Source organism: Tabrizicola sp. (genome assembly GCF_030373185.1).
Lineage (GTDB): Bacteria > Pseudomonadota > Alphaproteobacteria > Rhodobacterales > Rhodobacteraceae > Tabrizicola.
The window spans coordinates 35,899-54,806 of sequence record NZ_JAUCZH010000010.1 but is presented as its reverse complement, the minus strand read 5'-3'; the positions used below and the strand labels follow the sequence as shown (position 1 = coordinate 54,806).

17 protein-coding genes are annotated in these 18,908 nt (G+C 62.6%); 15 read left to right on the top strand and 2 right to left on the bottom strand.

The features are described from left to right. The first annotated feature begins 61 nt into the window (after nucleotides 1–61). Nucleotides 62–775: a phosphate signaling complex protein PhoU gene (gene phoU, locus QUV21_RS17115; RefSeq protein ID WP_300856540.1), complete on the top strand. Its 714-nt coding sequence runs from the start codon at nucleotides 62–64 to the stop codon at nucleotides 773–775. Here phoU and QUV21_RS17110 read toward each other — a convergent pair. Next, nucleotides 772–1,566, bottom strand: coding sequence for a helix-turn-helix transcriptional regulator (locus QUV21_RS17110; protein WP_300856539.1), 795 nt, complete (start codon nucleotides 1,564–1,566; stop codon nucleotides 772–774). The two genes, phoU and QUV21_RS17110, sit on opposite strands and share 4 nt — an antisense overlap. Nucleotides 1,567–1,655: 89 nt before the next feature. Here QUV21_RS17110 and QUV21_RS17105 point away from each other — a divergent pair, with 89 nt between their 5' ends. The 9 genes from QUV21_RS17105 to QUV21_RS17065 all read left to right on the top strand — a co-directional run bounded on the left by QUV21_RS17105 (nucleotide 1,656) and on the right by QUV21_RS17065 (nucleotide 10,906). Next, a complete protein-coding gene (locus tag QUV21_RS17105) occupies nucleotides 1,656–2,726 on the top strand; it encodes an ABC transporter ATP-binding protein (protein ID WP_300856538.1) in 1,071 nt (356 codons plus the stop codon). Beyond that, nucleotides 2,726–3,625 (top strand): ABC transporter permease, encoded by a 900-nt coding sequence (locus QUV21_RS17100; RefSeq protein WP_300856537.1) that lies wholly within the window; start codon nucleotides 2,726–2,728, stop codon nucleotides 3,623–3,625. The genes QUV21_RS17105 and QUV21_RS17100 overlap by 1 nt, the downstream gene beginning before the upstream one ends. Next, nucleotides 3,622–4,422 (top strand): ABC transporter permease, encoded by an 801-nt coding sequence (locus QUV21_RS17095; RefSeq protein ID WP_300856536.1) that lies wholly within the window; start codon nucleotides 3,622–3,624, stop codon nucleotides 4,420–4,422. The genes QUV21_RS17100 and QUV21_RS17095 overlap by 4 nt, the downstream gene beginning before the upstream one ends. A 17-nt stretch (nucleotides 4,423–4,439) precedes the next feature. Continuing rightward, nucleotides 4,440–5,459: an extracellular solute-binding protein gene (locus QUV21_RS17090; RefSeq protein WP_300856535.1), complete on the top strand. Its 1,020-nt coding sequence runs from the start codon at nucleotides 4,440–4,442 to the stop codon at nucleotides 5,457–5,459. Nucleotides 5,460–5,549: 90 nt separating this feature from the next. After that, the gene (locus QUV21_RS17085; RefSeq protein ID WP_300856534.1) at nucleotides 5,550–6,308 is read left to right on the top strand and encodes a nitrilase-related carbon-nitrogen hydrolase; all 759 of its coding nucleotides are present in this window, start codon (nucleotides 5,550–5,552) and stop codon (nucleotides 6,306–6,308) included. Next, a complete protein-coding gene (locus QUV21_RS17080) occupies nucleotides 6,305–8,503 on the top strand; it encodes an FAD-dependent oxidoreductase (RefSeq protein WP_300856533.1) in 2,199 nt (732 codons plus the stop codon). Before QUV21_RS17085 ends, QUV21_RS17080 begins: the two co-directional genes overlap by 4 nt. After that, on the top strand, nucleotides 8,500–8,913 hold the full coding sequence (locus tag QUV21_RS17075) for a RidA family protein (RefSeq protein WP_300856532.1): 414 nt from the start codon (nucleotides 8,500–8,502) through the stop codon (nucleotides 8,911–8,913). The genes QUV21_RS17080 and QUV21_RS17075 overlap by 4 nt, the downstream gene beginning before the upstream one ends. Before the next feature lie 4 nt (nucleotides 8,914–8,917). After that, nucleotides 8,918–9,589, top strand: coding sequence for a DUF1028 domain-containing protein (locus tag QUV21_RS17070; RefSeq protein WP_300856531.1), 672 nt, complete (start codon nucleotides 8,918–8,920; stop codon nucleotides 9,587–9,589). Between the two features lie 87 nt (nucleotides 9,590–9,676). Next, nucleotides 9,677–10,906: an NAD(P)/FAD-dependent oxidoreductase gene (locus QUV21_RS17065; protein WP_300856530.1), complete on the top strand. Its 1,230-nt coding sequence runs from the start codon at nucleotides 9,677–9,679 to the stop codon at nucleotides 10,904–10,906. Nucleotides 10,907–10,951: 45 nt separating this feature from the next. On the opposite strand, the gene QUV21_RS17060 is transcribed toward QUV21_RS17065, so the two are convergent. Beyond that, on the bottom strand, nucleotides 10,952–11,419 hold the full coding sequence (locus QUV21_RS17060) for an Rrf2 family transcriptional regulator (RefSeq protein WP_300856529.1): 468 nt from the start codon (nucleotides 11,417–11,419) through the stop codon (nucleotides 10,952–10,954). A gap of 289 nt (nucleotides 11,420–11,708) precedes the next feature. On the opposite strand from QUV21_RS17060, the gene QUV21_RS17055 reads away from it, so the two are divergent. The 5 genes from QUV21_RS17055 to QUV21_RS17035 all read left to right on the top strand — a co-directional run bounded on the left by QUV21_RS17055 (nucleotide 11,709) and on the right by QUV21_RS17035 (nucleotide 18,901). Then, nucleotides 11,709–13,055, top strand: coding sequence for an FAD/NAD(P)-binding oxidoreductase (locus QUV21_RS17055; protein WP_300856528.1), 1,347 nt, complete (start codon nucleotides 11,709–11,711; stop codon nucleotides 13,053–13,055). A 12-nt stretch (nucleotides 13,056–13,067) separates the two neighbouring features. Beyond that, nucleotides 13,068–13,418: a DUF5368 domain-containing protein gene (locus QUV21_RS17050; protein WP_300856526.1), complete on the top strand. Its 351-nt coding sequence runs from the start codon at nucleotides 13,068–13,070 to the stop codon at nucleotides 13,416–13,418. A gap of 37 nt (nucleotides 13,419–13,455) precedes the next feature. Beyond that, entirely contained in the window at nucleotides 13,456–14,661 is a 1,206-nt protein-coding gene (locus tag QUV21_RS17045; RefSeq protein ID WP_300856525.1) for a hypothetical protein, read from the top strand. Between the two features lie 77 nt (nucleotides 14,662–14,738). Beyond that, nucleotides 14,739–15,692, top strand: coding sequence for an efflux RND transporter periplasmic adaptor subunit (locus QUV21_RS17040; protein ID WP_300856524.1), 954 nt, complete (start codon nucleotides 14,739–14,741; stop codon nucleotides 15,690–15,692). Further along, the gene (locus QUV21_RS17035) at nucleotides 15,689–18,901 is read left to right on the top strand and encodes an efflux RND transporter permease subunit (protein WP_300856523.1); all 3,213 of its coding nucleotides are present in this window, start codon (nucleotides 15,689–15,691) and stop codon (nucleotides 18,899–18,901) included. The genes QUV21_RS17040 and QUV21_RS17035 overlap by 4 nt, the downstream gene beginning before the upstream one ends. Nucleotides 18,902–18,908: the final 7 nt, after the last annotated feature.

Sequence of the window (18,908 nt, the reverse complement as noted above, 5' to 3'; positions counted from 1 at the left end):
ACCCGAAAGACCCAAGGACCGAATCCTATATCACCGGGCGCATCGGGTAAGGAGCCAGGCCATGCCCTCGAACGAAATCCACATCCTGTCAGCCTTCGACCGCGACCTTGAAGCTCTACAGGCCCATCTGATCCGGCTTGGCAGCATGGCGGAATCCGCGTTGGTCGAAGCCGCCCGCGCGCTTGAGACGCAAGACCTGCCCGCCGCCGACCGGGTGATCGCCGGGGATGCGGCACTCGACGCGCTGGAGGACTTCATCCAGACCGAAGCCGCCACCCTGATCGCCCGACGCGCGCCCACCGCCAGTGACCTGCGGCTGGTGCTTGCAGTCATGCGCGCGGCGCACAGCCTTGAAAGGGTTGGCGATTACGCAAAGAACGTGGCAAAACGGACCCGCGTCCTTGGCACCTCTGCTCCGGTCGAGGGCCATGCCGGTACAATCCGCCGTATGTCCACACTGGTGGCGAAAATGCTGGAAGATGCTCAACTGGCACTGGTGCGCAGGGATGCCGTGCTGGCGCAACAGGTCCGCAACCGGGATCTCGACATCGACCAGATGTATAACACGCTGTTTCGGTCGCTGTTCACCTACATGATGGAAAGTGCGGGCAATATCGGCCCATCGATGCATCTGCATTTCATAGCCAAGAACATCGAACGCGCAGGCGATCACGCCACCGCCATTGCCGAACAGGCGCTCTATCTGGCGACCGGCGTCTTGCCCACCGATCCACGCCCGAAGGCTGGGGGGCCAGTGACCCCGGCAGAAGATTAGGCCCCGTCTTTGAGCAAGGGCAGCATCAGCGCAAACAACTCGGCCTGCGAAGATATTGCGCATCTTGCGTAAAGCTGTTTGCGAAATACTTTGACCGTTTGCGGCGAGAGCCCCAGCCGAAGCCCGATCGACATCGTGGAATGACCGCGCAGGATCAACAGGGCAACCTCGGCCTGCCGGGGCGACAGGCTGATTGCATGCTGCCGCCGCGCCGCCTCGGCAAGAACCCGCGACGTATCCTCGGCCGGACCGGCGCTGTTTGCCAACCCTTGCCAATGCGCCCGGACCAGCGCCGCAACAACCGGCGCAAGTCTTTGACAGGTTTCCATTTCCGCTGCCGAAAAGGCGCGCCCGGAATTGCTGTCGCGCCCGATGCAGATGTTCAAAGTCACCCCCGGTCCGGGCGAGGCGACAAAGGTGATTTCGTCGATCAACGTTGTCTGGTGGTAGTATTCGATGAAATATCGGCTGCGATGAAAGGCATCCGGCGCGATATCGCGGATCCGGTAAGCCCCATCAGGGGCGCGATGCAGGTGCAATTCGAAATAGGGATCCAGCCGGTAGGCACCGGCAAGATAGGTGCGGTCCAGTTCGGCGAAGACCTGCGGCGTAGTCGCCCGTTGATAAAGGACCATGGGCGACCCGGAGTCACGATAGGCAAGAACGATCAGATTGTCGGGTCGCACCAACGCCAGAAACAGCTCCCACAACGCCGGTTCGAAGCGATCACGCCCGATCCGGGTGATCGCTTCGGCCAGCCGGCTTTCGGCAAGATTGGGCAAGGACTGCATGGCGGGATCATACCTCATTGGGGGTATATACCCCCAATTCAGGCAAGCATAGCCTGAACCGGAAGAACCCGGGGGTATGATATCGCACCATGACCACCGCCATCGACATCCGCTCCGTCGTGAAGACCTTTGGCGAGTTCACCGCCCTGCATGGCGTATCACTAGACATCGCCGACAACGCTTTCTTCACGCTGCTTGGCCCGTCAGGCTGCGGCAAGACCACGCTTTTGCGCCTGATCGCCGGGTTCGAGGCTGTGACGGCGGGCGAAATTCGGCTGTTTGGCGAAGATATCGCCCGGCTGGAGCCAAACCGCCGCCCGGTGAACACGGTCTTTCAGCACTACGCCCTGTTTCCGCACATGTCGGTGATCGACAACGTGGCTTTCGGGCTGAAGATGCAAGGCCTGGACTTGTCCGGTCGCCGCGCCCGCGCAGGCAAGATGCTGGAGATGGTGCATCTTTCCGCTTTCGCCGACCGCCTGCCCTCGCAGCTGTCCGGCGGCCAGCAGCAGCGCGTCGCCCTTGCCCGCGCCCTTGCCCCCGCGCCCAAGGTTCTGTTGCTCGATGAACCGCTCTCGGCGCTTGACCTGAAGCTGCGGCAAGCGATGCGGGTGGAGTTGAAGCAGTTGCAGGAAGACACCGGCATCACCTTCATCTTCGTCACCCATGATCAGGAAGAAGCCCTGACCATGTCAGACCGGATTGCCGTCATGTCGGCAGGTCAGGTGCAGCAGATCGGCACCGCGCAGGAAATCTACGAGGCCCCGTCAAACCGGTTCGTGGCAGACTTTATCGGTGAAACCAATTTGTTGGAGGTCGATGTTCACCAAGTGCATGAAGGCCGCGCCACGCTGACCTTGCCCGGTGGCCACCGTCTGAGTTGCCCTTCCGCCTTGGTCGCGCCGGGCCGCCATTCCTTGTCGATCCGCCCCGAACGGGTGACCATCAGCGACAGCGCCGAGTTGTCCGCCGCAGACCTGTCCGCCACCGTGGAGCGGGTGGTCTATCTTGGGTCCGACCTTCAGGTGCTGACCCGCCTTGCCGATGACACCGCCTTCACCATCCGGCTGCAAAACGCTGCCCGCACCGAAGTGCCAAGCCCCGGCGCGCAGATCGGCCTGCACCTGGAGGAAGGCGCCGCGCGCCTTCTGGCCGACTGATGGCGGGCGGTGATGACAGCTGGCGCCCCCTCGCGCCCCGCCTCTTGATCCCGACCTGGGTGGTGATCGGGCTGTTCTCGCTGCTGCCCGTGATCCTGATGGCGGTCTATTCCTTCCTGACCAAGGAATTCCGCGGCGGGGTGATCTGGGATTTCACCCTTGCCGCCTATGACCAGTTCTTCATCGACCGAGGCCTGTTCGGCGATGAACCGGCAAGGCTGGAATGGACCTATATCAACATCTTCGGTCGGTCCCTTCTGCAAGCCGCAATCTGCACTGCGTTGTGCCTGGTCGTGGGCTTTCCGACAGCCTGGTTCATCGCCACAAGGCCCGCCCGGACCCGCGCTGTCTGGCTGTTCCTGATCACCATCCCCTATTGGGTCAACCTTCTGATCCGCACGGTCAGCCTGAAATTCCTGATCCGCGACAATGGCCCGTTGAACGAGGCGCTGATGTCGATCGGGCTGACCTCTGGCCCGCTGCCCTTGGTCAACACCAATCTCGCTGTGCAGCTTGGCCTCTTTTACAGCTACCTGCCCTTCATGGTGCTGCCGATCTATGCCGCAGTCGAACGCTACAACTTCGCCCTGTCCGAGGCCGCCGCCGACCTTTACGCCAGCCGCTGGACCACCCTGCGCGAGATCGTGCTGCCGGTGGTCAAACCCGGGATCATCGCGGGCTGCATCCTGGTCTTTGTCCCCGCCCTTGGCGCCTTCCTTGCGCCAGATCTTCTGGGCGGCGCGAAGACCTTCATGATCGGCAGCCTGATCGAGGAACAGTTCAAGGGCAGTCAGGGCAACTGGCCCTTTGGCGCGGCCGTCAGCATGATCCTGCTGACCCTGGTACTGATCGCCCTTATCTTCTACGCCCGCACCGCAGCACGGGAGGGGGCGCGATGAAAGGCGTGCGTCACTATCCCGGCTTTCTTGGGCTGACCATCCTTTGCCTCGTCATTCTTTACGCGCCATTGATCGTGGTGATGGCCTACAGCTTCAACGGCTCGACCTCGATCACGCAATGGGGTGGGTTTTCCATGCGCTGGTATGTCGATGTCTTCACCGGGCCGGATGCAAAGCGGTTCGGTCAGGCGGCATGGAACTCGATCACCATCGCGCTGATGGCCGCCACCGCCGCCACGATCATCGCCACTGCCGCCGCGCTGGCCATGGTCAAGGGCGGGCGCTTTCGCGGCAGAGGGGCAAGCTTTGCGCTGATCAACCTGCCGCTGATGGTGCCGGAAATCGTCACCGCCGTTGCCAGCCTGATCTTTTTCACCGCGATCGGGCTGACAACAGGCTACGGCACCATCCTTGTCGCCCATATGGCCTTTTGCATCCCCTTCGCCTTTCTACCCATCGCGGCCCGGCTGGAGGGGATCGAGGCCTCATACGAACAGGCTGCCCGCGACCTTTACGCCACCCGCGCGCAGGCCTTCAGGCTGATCCTTCTGCCGCTTCTGGCCCCTGGCCTTGCCTCGGGCTGGCTTTTGGCCTTCATCATCTCTCTTGACGACTTCATCATCACCAACTTCGTCAAGGGTGCCGGCATGGAAACCCTGCCGACTGCAATCTTCGGATCGGTCAAGCAGGGCATCAAGCCCAACATCATGGCGATTTCCACGCTGATGCTGGCGGTCAGCGTGCTGTTTGTCACCGCCGCCTACCTGATCAACCGCAAGGGGCGACAGACCCCCTGACCCAACTGGAGAGTCACATGAAAAAGCTGCTTCTGGGAACCTGCCTTCTGGCCTCACCCGCTTTTGCGCAAGGCGAGCTGAAGGTCTATCATTGGTTCGAATACATCCCGCAAGAACTGGTCGACAAGTTTCAGGCCGAAACCGGCATCACCGTCACCATCGATACCTTTGATTCCAACGAATCCATGCTGGCCTCTCTCAAAGCCGGACGGCTGGGCCAGTATGACGTGGCCGTGCCAGCCGATTTCATGGTTGGCATCATGGCCAATGACGGGATGCTCGACAGCTTCACCCCCGAGGAAATGCCAAATCTCGGCAATATAGAACCACAGTGGATGGATGTCCCATTTGACGCGGGCCGCAAACATTCCATTCCCTACCAGTGGGGCTCCACCTCTTTCTCGGTCAATCGCGATGTCTATCAGGGCGATATCTCGTCGCTCGCCACGCTCTTCGACCCGCCAGCCGAACTGCGCGGCAAGATCAACGTCCTCGACAGCCAGAACGAGGTGCTGATCCTCGGCAGCCTCTACCTTGGCATCCCCCAATGCACCCAGGATCGTGACCAGCTCCGCGCCCTCAATGACATGCTTCTGGCCGCAAAACCGCATTGGGCCAGCTTCGGGTCAGACATTGCCAAGGACGTGCTGGTCTCGGGCGACGCGGCGGCAGGCATGATCTACAACGGCTTTTCCGCCAAGGCCCGGGCCGAGGGCGCCAATGTGGAATACGTCTATCCGAAAGAGGGCCACGTCGTCTGGATGGACAACGTCGTTCTGCTGAAAGACGCACCGAACCGGGATAACGCCTTGAAGTTCATGAACTTCCTGCTCGATCCGGTGAACGCAGCCGCCGTCACCAACTACGCCGCCTATACCGCCGGCGTGACGGGTGTGGCGCCCTATCTGGATGAGGCGATCAAGACCAGCCCGGAAAACAACCCGCCTGAAGGCATCACTCCCGGCGTCTTCGCCCAAGCCTGTGATGAGGAAACCCAGAAGCTTTACGACGCAATCTGGACAAACCTGAAAAAGTGAAATTTGGCGGGGCCGCAAATCTGCGGCCCCCATTTTCTGTCCCAAAATATCCCGGGGGGTCCGGGGGGCTGGCCCCCCGGGTAGCAACACATGAAACTCGCACTCTGGCAGTCCACTTCACCCGCCGCTGACCTTGAAGCCGCCCTTGCACAGGCCGAAACTGCCCTCACCGCCGCTGCGGCGATGGGTGCCGCAGCGCTGGTCCTGCCCGAGGTCTGGCTGCAAGGCTATAACCAGCCTGACATCCCCGCCCGCGCCATCCCGCTGGACAGCCCGCACTTGCACCGCCTCGCCGCTGCGGCAAAGCGGTCCGGCTGCGCGTTGGTGACAGGCTACGCAGAACGCGACGGCGCGGTCGTCTACAATGCCGCTGCCTGCTTCGGGCCGGACGGGTCGCTTCTGGCCAACTACCGCAAGGTTCAGCTTTACGGCCCCCGCGAACGCGCGCTCTATAACCCCGGTTCTGCCTATGCCACCTTCACCCTGTCCGGAGAAATGGCTTCGATCCTGATATGTTACGACATAGAATTCGCGCCCCACATCAAGTCTCTTTCTGACCGTGGCGTGACGGTGATCCTTGCCCCCACCGCAAACATGCAGCCCTTCACCCATGTCGCGCAGCACACCGTTCCCGCGATGGCGGCAAACCATGGGGTGACCATCGCCTATGCCAATTACTGCGGGCAAGAGGGTGATCTGACCTATGTCGGCAGCAGCCTGATCGCCGGTCCGCATGGCGAGATACTGGCTCAGGCCGGGGAAACCCCCACCCTCCTGATCGCCGAGATTCCCGCCCGCGACCCTGCACGCCTTTCGACCCAATCCGAAGATCTGAGACTGATCCCATGACCCGCGACCCGCGCCACGACATCCTGTTCACACCGCTGCAAATCGGCCCGAAGACGGCGAAGAACCGCTTCTATCAGGTTCCCCATTGCAACGGCGGCGGCTACCGCGACCCCTCTGCCGTGGCCGAAATGCGCCGCACCAAGGCTGAAGGCGGCTGGGGCGTGATCTTCACCGAACAGACGGAAATCCACCCGACCTCCGAGATTACGCCCTTCATCGAACAGCACCTGTGGGAAGACAAGGACATCCCGGCCTTGGCCGCCATGGCTGATGCGATGAAATCCAACGGCGCGCTTGCAGGCATCCAGCTGGCCTATTCCGGCATCAACGGCCCGAACCTTTACAGCCGAGAGGTGCCGCTGGCCGTCACTGGCGGGCCGATCCTGACCTTCACCTCTGACCCGGTGCAGGCCCGGACGATGGACAAGCAGGATATCCGCGACCTCCGCCACTGGTTCCGCGCCGCCTTCCGGCGCAGCCAAGAGGCGGGCTTTGACCTGATCTGCCTTTACGGCGCGCATGGCTTTGGCATCCTGCAACACTTCCTGTCGCGCGCCACCAACCACCGCACCGACGAATACGGCGGCAGCCTGAAAAACCGCTCAAGGTTCATCCGTGAAATCATTGAAGACGCTCGCGAAACCACAAAAGGCGAACTGGCCGTAACCTTGCGTCTTTCGCTGCATGAAGCTGGCACCCTCGGCTTTTCCAACGCCGAACTGCGCGATTTCATCGCCATGCACGCCGACCTGCCCGACCTCTGGGATCTTGCCCACGGCACATGGGAGGCTTGCTCCGGCACCAGCCGCTTCAAACCCGAAGGCGCGCAGGAAGACCTTGTGGCCGGGATCAAGGCGCTGACCTCCAAGCCGGTCGTCGGCGTCGGTCGCTTTACCAGCGCCGATGCGATGGTGCGGCAGATCCGCTCCGGCATCCTCGATTTCATCGGTGCCGCGCGCCCCAGTATCGCCGACCCCTTCCTGCCGAAAAAGATCGAGGAAGGCCGCTACGAAGACATCCGCGAATGTATCGGCTGCAACATCTGCGTGTCCGGCGACATGACCGGGGCGATCAGCCGCTGCACCCAGAACACCGCCTTCATGGAGGAATGGCGCAAGGGCTGGCACCCCGAACGGGCTCGGCCAAAGGGCGCATCGGAAAGCGTCCTGATCGTCGGTGCCGGACCAACCGGGCTTGAGGCCGCGCTGCAAGCCGCCAAGCGCGGCTACAAGGTCACTCTGGCCGAAGCCACCACCACCCTCGGCGGGCGCGTCGCCCGCGAACGCCAACTTCCCGGTCTTTCGACATGGGGCCGCGTGGCCGACTACCGCACCGGCCAACTCGCCCCGCTGCCAAACGTCGATATCTACCGCGATAGCCGCCTGACGGCTGACGACCTCCTCGCCATGGGCGCCGATCACGTCGCCATCGCCACCGGGGCCACCTGGCGGCGCGACGCGGTGGCGCGGGTTCACCTCCACCCGATCCCGACCGATCCGGCGATGCCGATCTATACGCCCGATGATCTGATGGCAGGGAATGCACCTGAAGGTCGCCACGTAACCCTATACGATGATGACCATTTCTATATGGGTTCGGTCCTTGCCGAGCTTCTGTTGGCCAAGGGCAACTCGGTCGATTTCATCACCCCCGCCGTCAAGGTGGCCGAATGGACAGACAACACCCTTGAACAGGGCGTCATCATGCGGCGGCTTCTGGAACTTGGCGTCACCGTTCACCTTAGCAAAGCCCCCGAAGTGATTGGTGCGCATGAGATAATCCTTGGCTGCATCTGGACCGGTCGGCAAACATCCCTGGCCGCCGATGCGGTGGTGCTTGTCACCTCGCGCCAGCCGAATGACAGCCTGTTTCACGCCACCCGCGCGCTTGACTGGGCAGGCGCGGGGATCAAGACGCTTCAGCTGATCGGCGATGCCGCCGCCCCCGGCCCGATCGCCTGGGCCACCTATGCCGGGCGCAACTGGGCCGAGGGGCTGGACCAGCAGCAAGACCCCGACACCCCCGCTTTCCGGCGCGAGATCACGGCCCTCGACCCCGGCCCGACCCGCCTGCCGCAGCCCCTGCCGCAGCACGTAGGAAACGCCCAAGCCTTGCGAAAGAAAGCCCTGCTTCCGCCGAACGCGCCGATAAGGCAGGGTCCGCCCCAACCGATTTGCCGAAGGACGCCGCAATGACCCACTACCGCCACCGCAAGTTCAACACCAAGGACACATACCCCGAACAGAAGCTGGACAACGATCTGGCACAGGCCGTCGTGGCCCGTGGCCGGATGGTTTTTCTGCGCGGCCAATGCCCGCAAGACCTTGATACCGCGCAGAACATCAACAGCCATGATCCGGTCGAACAGACCCACAAGGTCATGCAGAACATCCGGCAGCTGCTGGAAGAATGCGGCGGCAGCATGGATCATCTGTGCAAGGTCGTGGTCTATCTGACCGACGTCCGCCACCGCGAGGCCGTCTACCGGACCATGGGCGAATATATCAAGGGCGTGCATCCGGTGTCGACCGGGGTTGTCGTCACGGCCCTTGCCCGGCCTGACTGGCTGGTCGAAATCGACGGCACCGCCGTGATCCCGGATTGATCCGATGACCTTCTCGATCGTCGCGCGCTGTGTGCGAACCGGGCAGTTCGGGGTGGCGATATCCTCATCCTCGCCCGCCGTGGCGGCACGCTGCGCGCATGTGCGGGCGGGGGCCGGTGCGGTGGCCAGCCAGAACATCACCGATCCTGCCCTTGGCCCGCTGATCCTTGATCAGCTTGCAGCGGGTCTGGCCGCACCGCAGGCGCTTGGCGCGATCACCACGGGCCGCGCCCATATCGACTATCGCCAACTTCTGGTGATCGACCGCGCCGGGCAAACGGCCATCCACTCCGGCGGGCAGGTGCTTGGCCTTTGGGGTGAAGCGCGCGGCACGGATTGCGCGGCGGGCGGCAATCTTCTGGCCCGAGACACCATCCCCGCCACCATGGTCGCGGCGTTTGAGGCGGCGACCGGCCCTCTTGCCGAACGGCTCATGCAAGCGTTGGAGGCTGGCCTTGCCGCCGGGGGCGAAGCCGGGCCAGTGCGGTCAGCCGGTCTGAAGGTTGCCGACCGATTGTCATGGCCCTTGGTCGATCTGCGCATCGACTGGGCCGATGATCCGATCGGGATGCTGCGCACGGCGTGGGATATCTATGCCCCGCAGATGGCGGCCTATGTCCAGCGCGCCGAAGACCCGACGCAGGCCCCGTCTTATGGGGTGCCAGGCGATGAATAGCCCCCACCTAATCAAAGCCTAGCCATTCACTTGTTTTTCCGAAGCCGCCGCTCCGATAAACCGGACCAAAGCCACAGCGAGACAGCGATGACCGAAGAAATCGAAACCCTTGTGATCGGCGGCGGGCAGGCGGGCATCGCCACCAGCGCGCATCTGGCGAAACAGGGCTGCCCGCATCTGGTCCTGGAACGCGCCCGGATCGCGGAACGCTGGCGGACGGAACGCTGGGATTCGCTGGTGGCAAACGGCCCGGCTTGGCATGACCGCTTTCCCGAAGCCACCTTTGCAGGCATTGATCCGGAAGCCTTTCCCGGCAAGGATCAGGTGGCCGACTATTTTGAATCCTTTGCCCGGCAGATCAACGCGCCAGTGCGTTGCGGTGTGAATGTGACAAGGCTGGAACGGCAGGGAGACGGGTTCCGCGCGGACACGCCAGCGGGCAGCATTACCGCCCGCAATGTTGTTGTGGCCACAGGCCCGTTTCAGCGCCCGGTGATCCCTGCGGTGGTCACTGAACCTGATCTGACCCAGATCCATTCCAACGCCTACAAGAACCCTGCTGCCTTGCCCGAAGGGGCGGTTCTGGTGGTGGGTGCAGGCTCTTCCGGAGCGCAGATCGCGGAAGAGCTGGTCCGCGCCGGGCGCCGCGTCTATCTGTCGATTGGCCCGCACGACCGCCCGCCCCGGCGCTATCGCGGGCAGGATTTTGTCTGGTGGCTGGGAAAGCTGGGCAAATGGGATGCCAAGGCCCCCACCCCGGGAACCGAACATGTCACCATCGCCGTGTCGGGCGCTTATGGCGGGCATACGATGGATTTTCGCCGTCTTGCCGCCCTTGGGGTCACGCTTCTGGGGCGCGCGGGCGACTACCGCGACGGCAGGATGCACTTTGCCCCCGACCTTGCGGCCAATATCGAAAACGGTGACCGCAATTATCTGTCGGTGCTGGATGAAGCAGACGCCTACGCGCGCGCGCAGGGCCTTGATCTGCCCGAAGAGCCTCAGGCGCGGCACTTCCTGCCCCTGCCCGCGTGTGTCACCGATCCGGTCCTAGCACTTGACCTGCAATCCGAAAGCATCAGCAGCATCATCTGGGCTACCGGCTTTCAGCTGGATTTCAGCTGGATCGACATCGACATCTTCCGAGAGGACGGCCGCCCCCACCACAAGGACGGGGTGTCCACGGTGCCGGGCCTGTATTTCATTGGCCTGCCCTGGCTGTCCTGTCGGGGCTCGGCTTTCATCTGGGGGGCGTGGCGCGATGCGGAACGGCTGGCCGCCCACATTGCGCAACGGGCCTTGGCTCAGGCCACCTGATCCAGGCTGGCACGGAAGCCATCGATCTCTGCGCTGTCAGAGCCGTCAAGGGCTTGGGGAGCAGGTTGGCACCATCTGGCCGTGCAGCTTCAGCAAAGCCTCAAACCCGCAATTTCCGCGGACCAGATCGGCCAGCGTCACCATGTCCAGTTCGTGATAGAAGGCTTCCTCAGCCCGGACAAGGAATGTCCGAAGTCGGCAGGCAGGTCGCAGCGGGCAGGTATTGGTCGACTCATCAAAGCATTCTGCCAGAGGAACCGCCCTCTCGAACGCCCGAAAGACTTGCCCGACCGAGATCTGTTCCATTGGTCGGGACAGCCGCATCCCACCCGCTCGCCCGCGCACTGTGTCGATGAAGCCATGTACCTGCAACAGGTTCACGACCTGCAAAAGATGGTTGCCGGAAGAATTGCAGCATGACGCGATTTCGGAACTGCGAACCACCCGATCCGGGTTCATCGCGCAATACATCAGGACACGCGCGGCAAGATCAGTGCGGATCGTCAGTCGCATTGCAGGTCTGTTCCTGATCGCAGTTTATCAAAAGTCCACTTTGGCTTGTGGGTTTTCATGACGCCAACTCCAGCGTTACCGGGTTCGCACGAAGGGACAAATGAGCCACCCATTTAGGCACTTCAGTGCGTTCACCCTTCAGTTTAAGTCATATCCTGGCTGCAAGTATATTGATCCAGATCAAGGCGTGAGAGTCGGTTCGCCACTATCAGCCGTGAAATGATCCGGAAAAACTCAGGCCGACCGATGGCCTTGGGCGTCAGGATGCAGAGTTGTGAGGGACAATCACATGCTTACATATGAAGACATACGGCCGTCTCGGCGCGGGCTGCTCGGACTGGCTGCGGCGGGTCTGGCTGCCGCCACTCTCACCGCGCCGGCCCGCGCAGCCAAGGTCGCAACCAAGGCACGCATCGTGATCATCGGGGCCGGAGCGGCTGGAACGGCCATGGCAAACCGCCTCATCGACCGGCTGGACGGCGCTGAGATCACGCTTGTCGATGCCCGCGCCGAACATCTTTATCAACCCGGTCTCAGTCTGGTTGCGGCGGGATTGAAGCCCGCCTCCTACACCCTGTCCAAGACAACCGACTGGCTGCCGTCCGGTGTCAGACTGGTGTCCGAAAAGGCAGCAGCGATTGATCCGGTCGCCAAGTCAGTCACCACGGAAGGCGGCACCCGGCTGGACTATGACTTCCTGATCGTGGCCCCCGGACTGGTGCTGGATCATGGCGCGATCCCTGGCTTTTCGCTGGATATGGTCGGCTCAAACGGGATCGGCGCACTTTATGCCGGGCCTGAGTATGCCGCGAAGACTTGGGATGCCGCGCGGAAGTTCACCGAAGAGGGTGGTGTCGCCGTCATGACCCGCCCGACGACCGAGATGAAGTGCGCAGGCGCCCCCCTTAAGCATGCCTTCCTCGTTGAGGATATCGCCAGCCGAGGCGTCGGTGCAGGGAAATACGAAGTCCACTATGCCGCACCGCAAGGCGCGCTGTTTGGTGTGCCGATCGTGGCTGAAAAAGTGCGGATGCTGTTCGGGCAACGTGGGATCAAGACCCACATGAACCACAAGCTGCTCTCCATCGAACCCGGCCAGAAGCGCGCGACCTTCGAGAAGACGGAAATCGACTCCGTCACCAAGACCGAAGTGAAGTCCACCGTCGAGATTCCGTATGACTATCTCCATGTGATCCCGCCGCAGCGCGCGCCAGATGTTGTGCGGCAGTCTGGCCTGTCATGGGCCGACAAGTGGACGGATCAGGGCTGGGTCGAATGCGACCAGAAAACCCTGCGCCACCTGCGCTATCCCGAGATCTTTGCGCTGGGCGACGTGGCCGGTGTGCCGAAAGGCAAAACGGCGGCATCGGTCAAGTGGCAGGTGCCGGTGGTCGAGGATCACCTGATCGCCGCCATCGAGGGCCGCGAGGGGGTTGAGACGTATGATGGCTACACCTCTTGCCCGCTGATCACCCGGGTCGGTCGCGCGATGCTGGTCGAGTTCGACTACAACAACAACCTTGTCCCCAGCTTCCCCGGCGTGATCGCGCCCTTGGAAGAGCTGTGGATCAGCTGGCTGATGAAAGAGGTGGCGCTGAAGGCCACCTACAACGCGATGCTGCGCGGCAAGGCATAAGGGAGAACCGCCATGAAAGAGCTTACTCTTCAAACCTTGATCGCCGTCTTCGAAGAGATGTTCGGGCGCGGTCTGTTCTGGGCGCTGGTCGCGGTGGCCGTGGTCGTGACCGGGCTTTACCTTTATGTCCTGATCCGTGACCGGGCGCTGTCGATGCGCAAATTCCTCTGGGCGCAGCTTTCGATGCCCGTCGGAGCCGTCGCCGCCGTTGTGTTCGTGCAAAAGATCACCAGTTCCGGCTTTCGCGATATCGGCGGTCCGATCGACGTGGTCGTCGTGCTTGGCATCGCCACGCTTGGCGCGATCGGCATGGCCATTCTGGTTTATACCGCACAGTCGCTGTTTCGCAGCAAGCACGGCTGACACTCCTTTCCCAACCTGCAAGACGATGGAGACCAAAATGTCCAGAATTGCAAAACCTTCCGACACCTGGGTGCCGCAATACTTCCTGTCCTCGGTCGGGGCGGGCGGGCTGGCCGTGTCGTTCTTCATGTGGCTTTACATGTGGATCCCGCATCCCGGCCAACAGGTTCCGGTCTTTGAGGATATTGCCGCCGCATGGGCTCGCGGCAGCCTGCTGACCCAAGGGATGATCGCCATCGCCATCGCGGCAGTGGTCGTGTTTTCTTTCCTGAACCTGAAACTCTTGTTCTGGAACCTGGGTCAGAATGCCGCCTTCAGCCGCAGCGACCGGATGGCCAAACTGCGCAAGACCAATGCGGAAAGCCAGCTTCTTGCCCTGCCGCTTGCCATTGCCATGTCGATCAACGTGGGCTTCATTCTGGGGCTGGTCTTCGTGCCAGGGCTGTGGAGCATTGTCGAATACCTGTTCCCCGCGGCCATCATTGCCTTCCTTTTGACCGGCTTTCTGGCGCTGGCGCAGCTTGGCCGCTTTTACGGCCGCGTCTTCGGCAATGGCGGGCTTGACTGGGTTTCCAACAATTCGTTTGCCCAAGTCCTGCCGGCCTTCGCCTTCGCGATGGTTGGCGTTGGCCTGTCTGCCGCAGCTGCGCTGTCGGCCAATCCGGTCACGGCGGGAACGGCCATCGTGCTGGCCACGGTCTTTCTGATGCTGTCGCTGCTGATTGCCGTGGTTGCCATGATCCTTGGGCTGGTCTCGATGGCCCAACACGGCGTGAACGCCGAAGCCGCACCCACCGTCACCATCATCGTGCCGCTGGTCACGGTGCTGGGGATTCTGGTCCTGCGGGTGAACCACGGGCTTGGCGTGCATTTCGGCGCCCATCTGACGGATGGCGATTACCTGTATCTCTTGTCAGCGTTCGTCGGCGTGCAGGTGGCGTTTCTGTTGTTCGGGGCTGCCGTTCTTAAGGCACAAGGCTACTTCAAGCGCTTTGTCACCGGTCCTGATGCCTCGGCTGCAAGCTATGCGCTGGTTTGCCCGGGGGTGGCCTTTGCGGTCATGTTGCAGTTCTTCATCAACAAGGGTCTTGTGGGTGCCGGTCTGATCGCCAAGTTCGGCGCGGCCTACTGGATGCTTTCGGGCCTTGCCGTCGTGGCACAACTTCTGACCGTGGTGCTTGTCCTGTTGCTGAACCGCAAACATTTCTCGGCCCCGCGCCTGCCAGCCGTTCCGGCGGAATAGTCGCGGCCATACCGATCAGCGCGGGGCACCCCCTGCCCCGCTCAACTTGTTTCCTGTCTGACGGAAAGGCTGCCCCGATGTCCTTGCGTTTACTCACTGCATTTGCGCTCCTCTGGCCCATGGTCGTGCAGGCCGAAGGCTTGGTCCCATCGGTCGTGACCGAATGGAAATCGGTCTATGGCCGGATCGAGGCACGCGACCGCGTCCCCGCCCGCGCCCGTCTGGGCGGCACGCTGGTGGATCTTTCAGTCAGTGAGGGCGATACCGTCAGCGCCGGGCAAGTGCTTGGGATGATCGTGGATGAAAAGCTGGCCCTGCAATTGCGCGCGATCGAAGCACAGTCTGCGTCCCTTGCCGCGCAACTTGAAAACGCCCGCACCGAACTGGCCCGGGGAGAAGAGCTTCTGTCGCGCGGGGTGACAACGGTGCAACGGATGGACGCCCTGCGCACGCAGGTCGATGTGCTTGAGGGGCAGATAGCAGCGATTGCCGCAGAACGGCAGGTGGTGGAACAGCAGGTTGCCGAAGGCGCGGTGCTGGCGCCAGTGGCGGGGCGGGTGCTGGATGTTCCGGTGTCGATGGGCGCGGTGGTGATGCCGGGCGAAGCGGTGGCCAGCATTGGCGGCGGCGGGTTCTTTTTGCGCCTCGCGGTGCCTGAACGTCATGCCATGGCTTTGGAAGAAGGCGACGAAATCCGCATCATAACCCCCGAGGGCGAGGCGAAAGGCTCCTTGGTGCGACTTTACCCGCTTATCGAAAACGGCCGCGTCGTAGCCGACGTCGAGGTGCCAGACCTGCCCGACCGCTTTGTCGATGCCCGCGTGCTGGTGCGGCTGCCGGTGGGGGAACGTCAGGCGCTTCTGGTGCCTGAGGCGGCGCTGATCGCCCGGCAAGGTATTGATTTCGTTTCTACCAAGGCCGGACTGCGGTCTGTCGTTCCCGGCCAACGGCACGAAATGGACGGTGCTGTCATGGTGGAAATCCTGTCCGGTCTGGAAGCTGGTGACGTTCTGACAGGAGCTGCGGAATGAGCAGCGACGCCCCGCAAAAGGGCCTTGGCATTGCCGGGGGGCTGACCAAGGCCTTCATCGCCAGCGCTCTGACGCCCCTGTTCATCCTTGCCGCCGTCGCCGTGGGCCTTGTGGCGCTGATCAGCCTTCCGCGTGAGGAAGAGCCGCAGATCTCGGTCCCGCTGGTCGATATCCATGTGCAAGCCCCTGGCCTGCGGGCCGAAGATGGCGTCAAGCTGGTGACCGAACCACTGGAGGTGCTGGTCAAGGGCATCAACGCGGTCGAACATGTCTATTCCCAGACCCGCGACGATTCCGCGATGGTCACCGCGCGCTTTTTGGTCGGCACCAAGGCCGAAGACGCAATCTTGCGGGTGCATGACAAACTGCGTGCCAATATGGACCGCATCCCCCTTGGCATCCCCGAACCTTTGGTGATCGGCCGGGGCATCGACGATGTGGCGATCCTGACACTGACCCTTTCGGCTGAACCGGGCAGCCCGGCCACCGCCAATGACCTGACCCGCATCGCCCGCGAATTGCAGGCCGAGGTCGCAAAGACCGATGAAGTCGGCCTGACCTATCTGGTCGGCGACGCGCAAGAGGTGATCCGCATCGCCCCCGACCCCGAACGGCTAGCGCTTTATGGCGTGACGCTGCAACAGCTTGCGGGCAAAGTCTCGCAAGCCAACAAGGCGCTGAACACCGGCAAGCTGCGCGATGGCGGCGAACAGGTTGATCTCGTCGCAGGCGAAACCCTGACCGCCCCGGCCGAGGTGGCGGGTCTGCTTTTGACCACCCGCGACGGACGGGCGGTCTATGTCTCGGACGTGGCAGATGTGGCCTTTGTTCCCGACAGTTCCGACCGGATCGTGTCCCAGATCACCCGTGAAGGCGACGCCATCCACCGATCGCCGGCCGTGACGCTGGCTGTGGCCAAGCGCGCGGGTGCCAATGCCGTTGTGGTGGCCGAAGCGGTCTTGCACCGGGTCAAGGCCGCCGAAAGCCGGTTGTTCCCCGACGGCGTCACCCTGACAGTGACCCGCGACTATGGCGAGACGGCAAATGAAAAGGCCAATGAGCTGTTGTTCCACCTTGGTCTTGCAACTGTGTCGATCATTGCCCTGGTGTTCTTTGCGATCGGCTGGCGTGAGGCCGTTGTGGTTGCCATCGTGATCCCGGTGACAATCCTGCTGACGCTGTTTGCAGCATGGATCATGGGCTACACGCTGAACCGGGTGTCGCTGTTCGCGCTGATCTTTTCCATCGGGATCCTGGTCGACGACGCCATCGTCGTCATTGAAAATATCGCCCGCCATTGGGGCATGAAGGACGGCCGCCCGCGCGCAAAGGCGGCGGTGGATGCGGTGGCCGAGGTCGGCAACCCGACCATCGTGGCCACGCTGACCGTGGTGGCTGCGCTGTTGCCGATGCTGTTCGTGTCGGGGTTGATGGGGCCATACATGTCCCCGATCCCGTCCAACGCCTCGGCGGCAATGATCTTTTCCTTCTTCGTGGCCGTGATCATAACGCCGTGGCTGATGGTCAAGGTTGCAGGCAAGGCCGACATGAGCGCGCATGCGCATGACGACACCTTCGGCGGTCATCCCGGCGGGCGGCTTGGGACGCTGTTCACCGCCGTCGCCCGCCCGCTGTTGCAGACCAAGGCCCGGTCCTGGGTGTTCCTCTTGGTGACGGTAGTGCTGTCCTTCGGTTCGCTTGCCGCGCTTTACACGCGGGATGTGACGGTCAAGCTTCTGCCCTTCGACAACAAGTCCGAACTCAGCGTCATGATCGACCTGCCCGAAGGTGCCAGCGTCGAGGCGACGGACCGTGTCGCCCAGGACGTGGCCCGCGTGGTGATGGACCTGCCCGAGGTTCTGGGCGCGCAGACCCATGCCGGCACGGCGGCGCCCTTCAACTTCAATGGCCTCGTGCGCCACAGCTTTCTGCGGCAGGAACCGCACCTTGGCGAAGTGGCGATCAACCTGACCACCAAGGACCACCGCGACCGGGCCAGCCACGCCATCGCACTGGACCTGCGCGAACGGCTGAAGGCGCTGGACCTGCCCGCAGGCTCCAGCCTGAAAGTGGTGGAACCGCCCCCAGGCCCGCCCGTCATCGCCACCCTTCTGGCCGAGGTTTACGGCCCCACCCCCGAAGCCCGGCGCGCGGCGGCAACGAAGATCCGTCAGGCGTTTGAAGCTGTGCCGTTCATCGTCGATGTCGATGACAGCTTTGGCACGCAGGCCCGGCGGCTGCGCGCAACGGTGAACAGCGACGATGTCGACTTTTTTGCGGTGCAGGAAAGCGACGTCTTCGACACGATCGCGCTTCTCAACAGCGGCCAGATCGTCGGCTATTCCCACCGTGAGGATGGCCGCTACCCGATCCCGCTGGAAATCGCCCGCAACAAGGGTGACCGGGTGATGGACGAAAGATTCCTCTCCACGCCAATCCCCGCCAACCTCATTCCCGGCGCGCGGGGGGTGGTTGAATTGGGCGATGTCATCACCGTCCGCGAGGAACGCGCCAGCTTTCCCGTGTTCCGCCACAACGGCCGCGCGGCGGAAATGGTGACGGCGGAACTGGCTGGCGCTTTCGAGGCCCCGCTTTACGGCATGCTTGCCGTGGCCGAGGCGCTGGACCGGATGGATTGGGAAGACGGCACCAAACCGGTGATCCGCTTCAATGGTCAGCCCGAGGATGAAACCGCGATCACGCTGCTTTGGGACGGGGAATGGGAAGTGACCTTCATCACCTTCCGCGACATGGGCGCGGCCTTTGCTGTGGCGCTTCTGGCAATCTACATCCTTGTCGTGGCGCAGTTCGGCAGTTTCAGGCTGCCGCTGGTGATCCTGACGCCGGTGCCGCTGACCTTCCTTGGCATCATGTTCGGGCACTGGCTGTTTTCGGCACCCTTTTCGGCCACCTCGATGATCGGCTTCATCGCGCTGGCAGGGATCATCGTCCGGAACTCGATCCTGCTGGTAGATTTCATCCGCCATGCTGACCCGGCCAAGGCTCCGATTGAGGTGCTGATCGAGGCCGGGGCGATCCGGTTCAAGCCGATCCTGCTGACCGCAATCGCAGCGATGATCGGGGCGGTCACCATCCTGTCGGACCCGATCTTTCAGGGGCTTGCCATCTCGCTTCTGTTCGGGCTGTTCACATCGACCCTGCTGACGGTTCTGGTGATCCCGGCGATCTACCGGATCTTCAAGACCTGAAGACCCG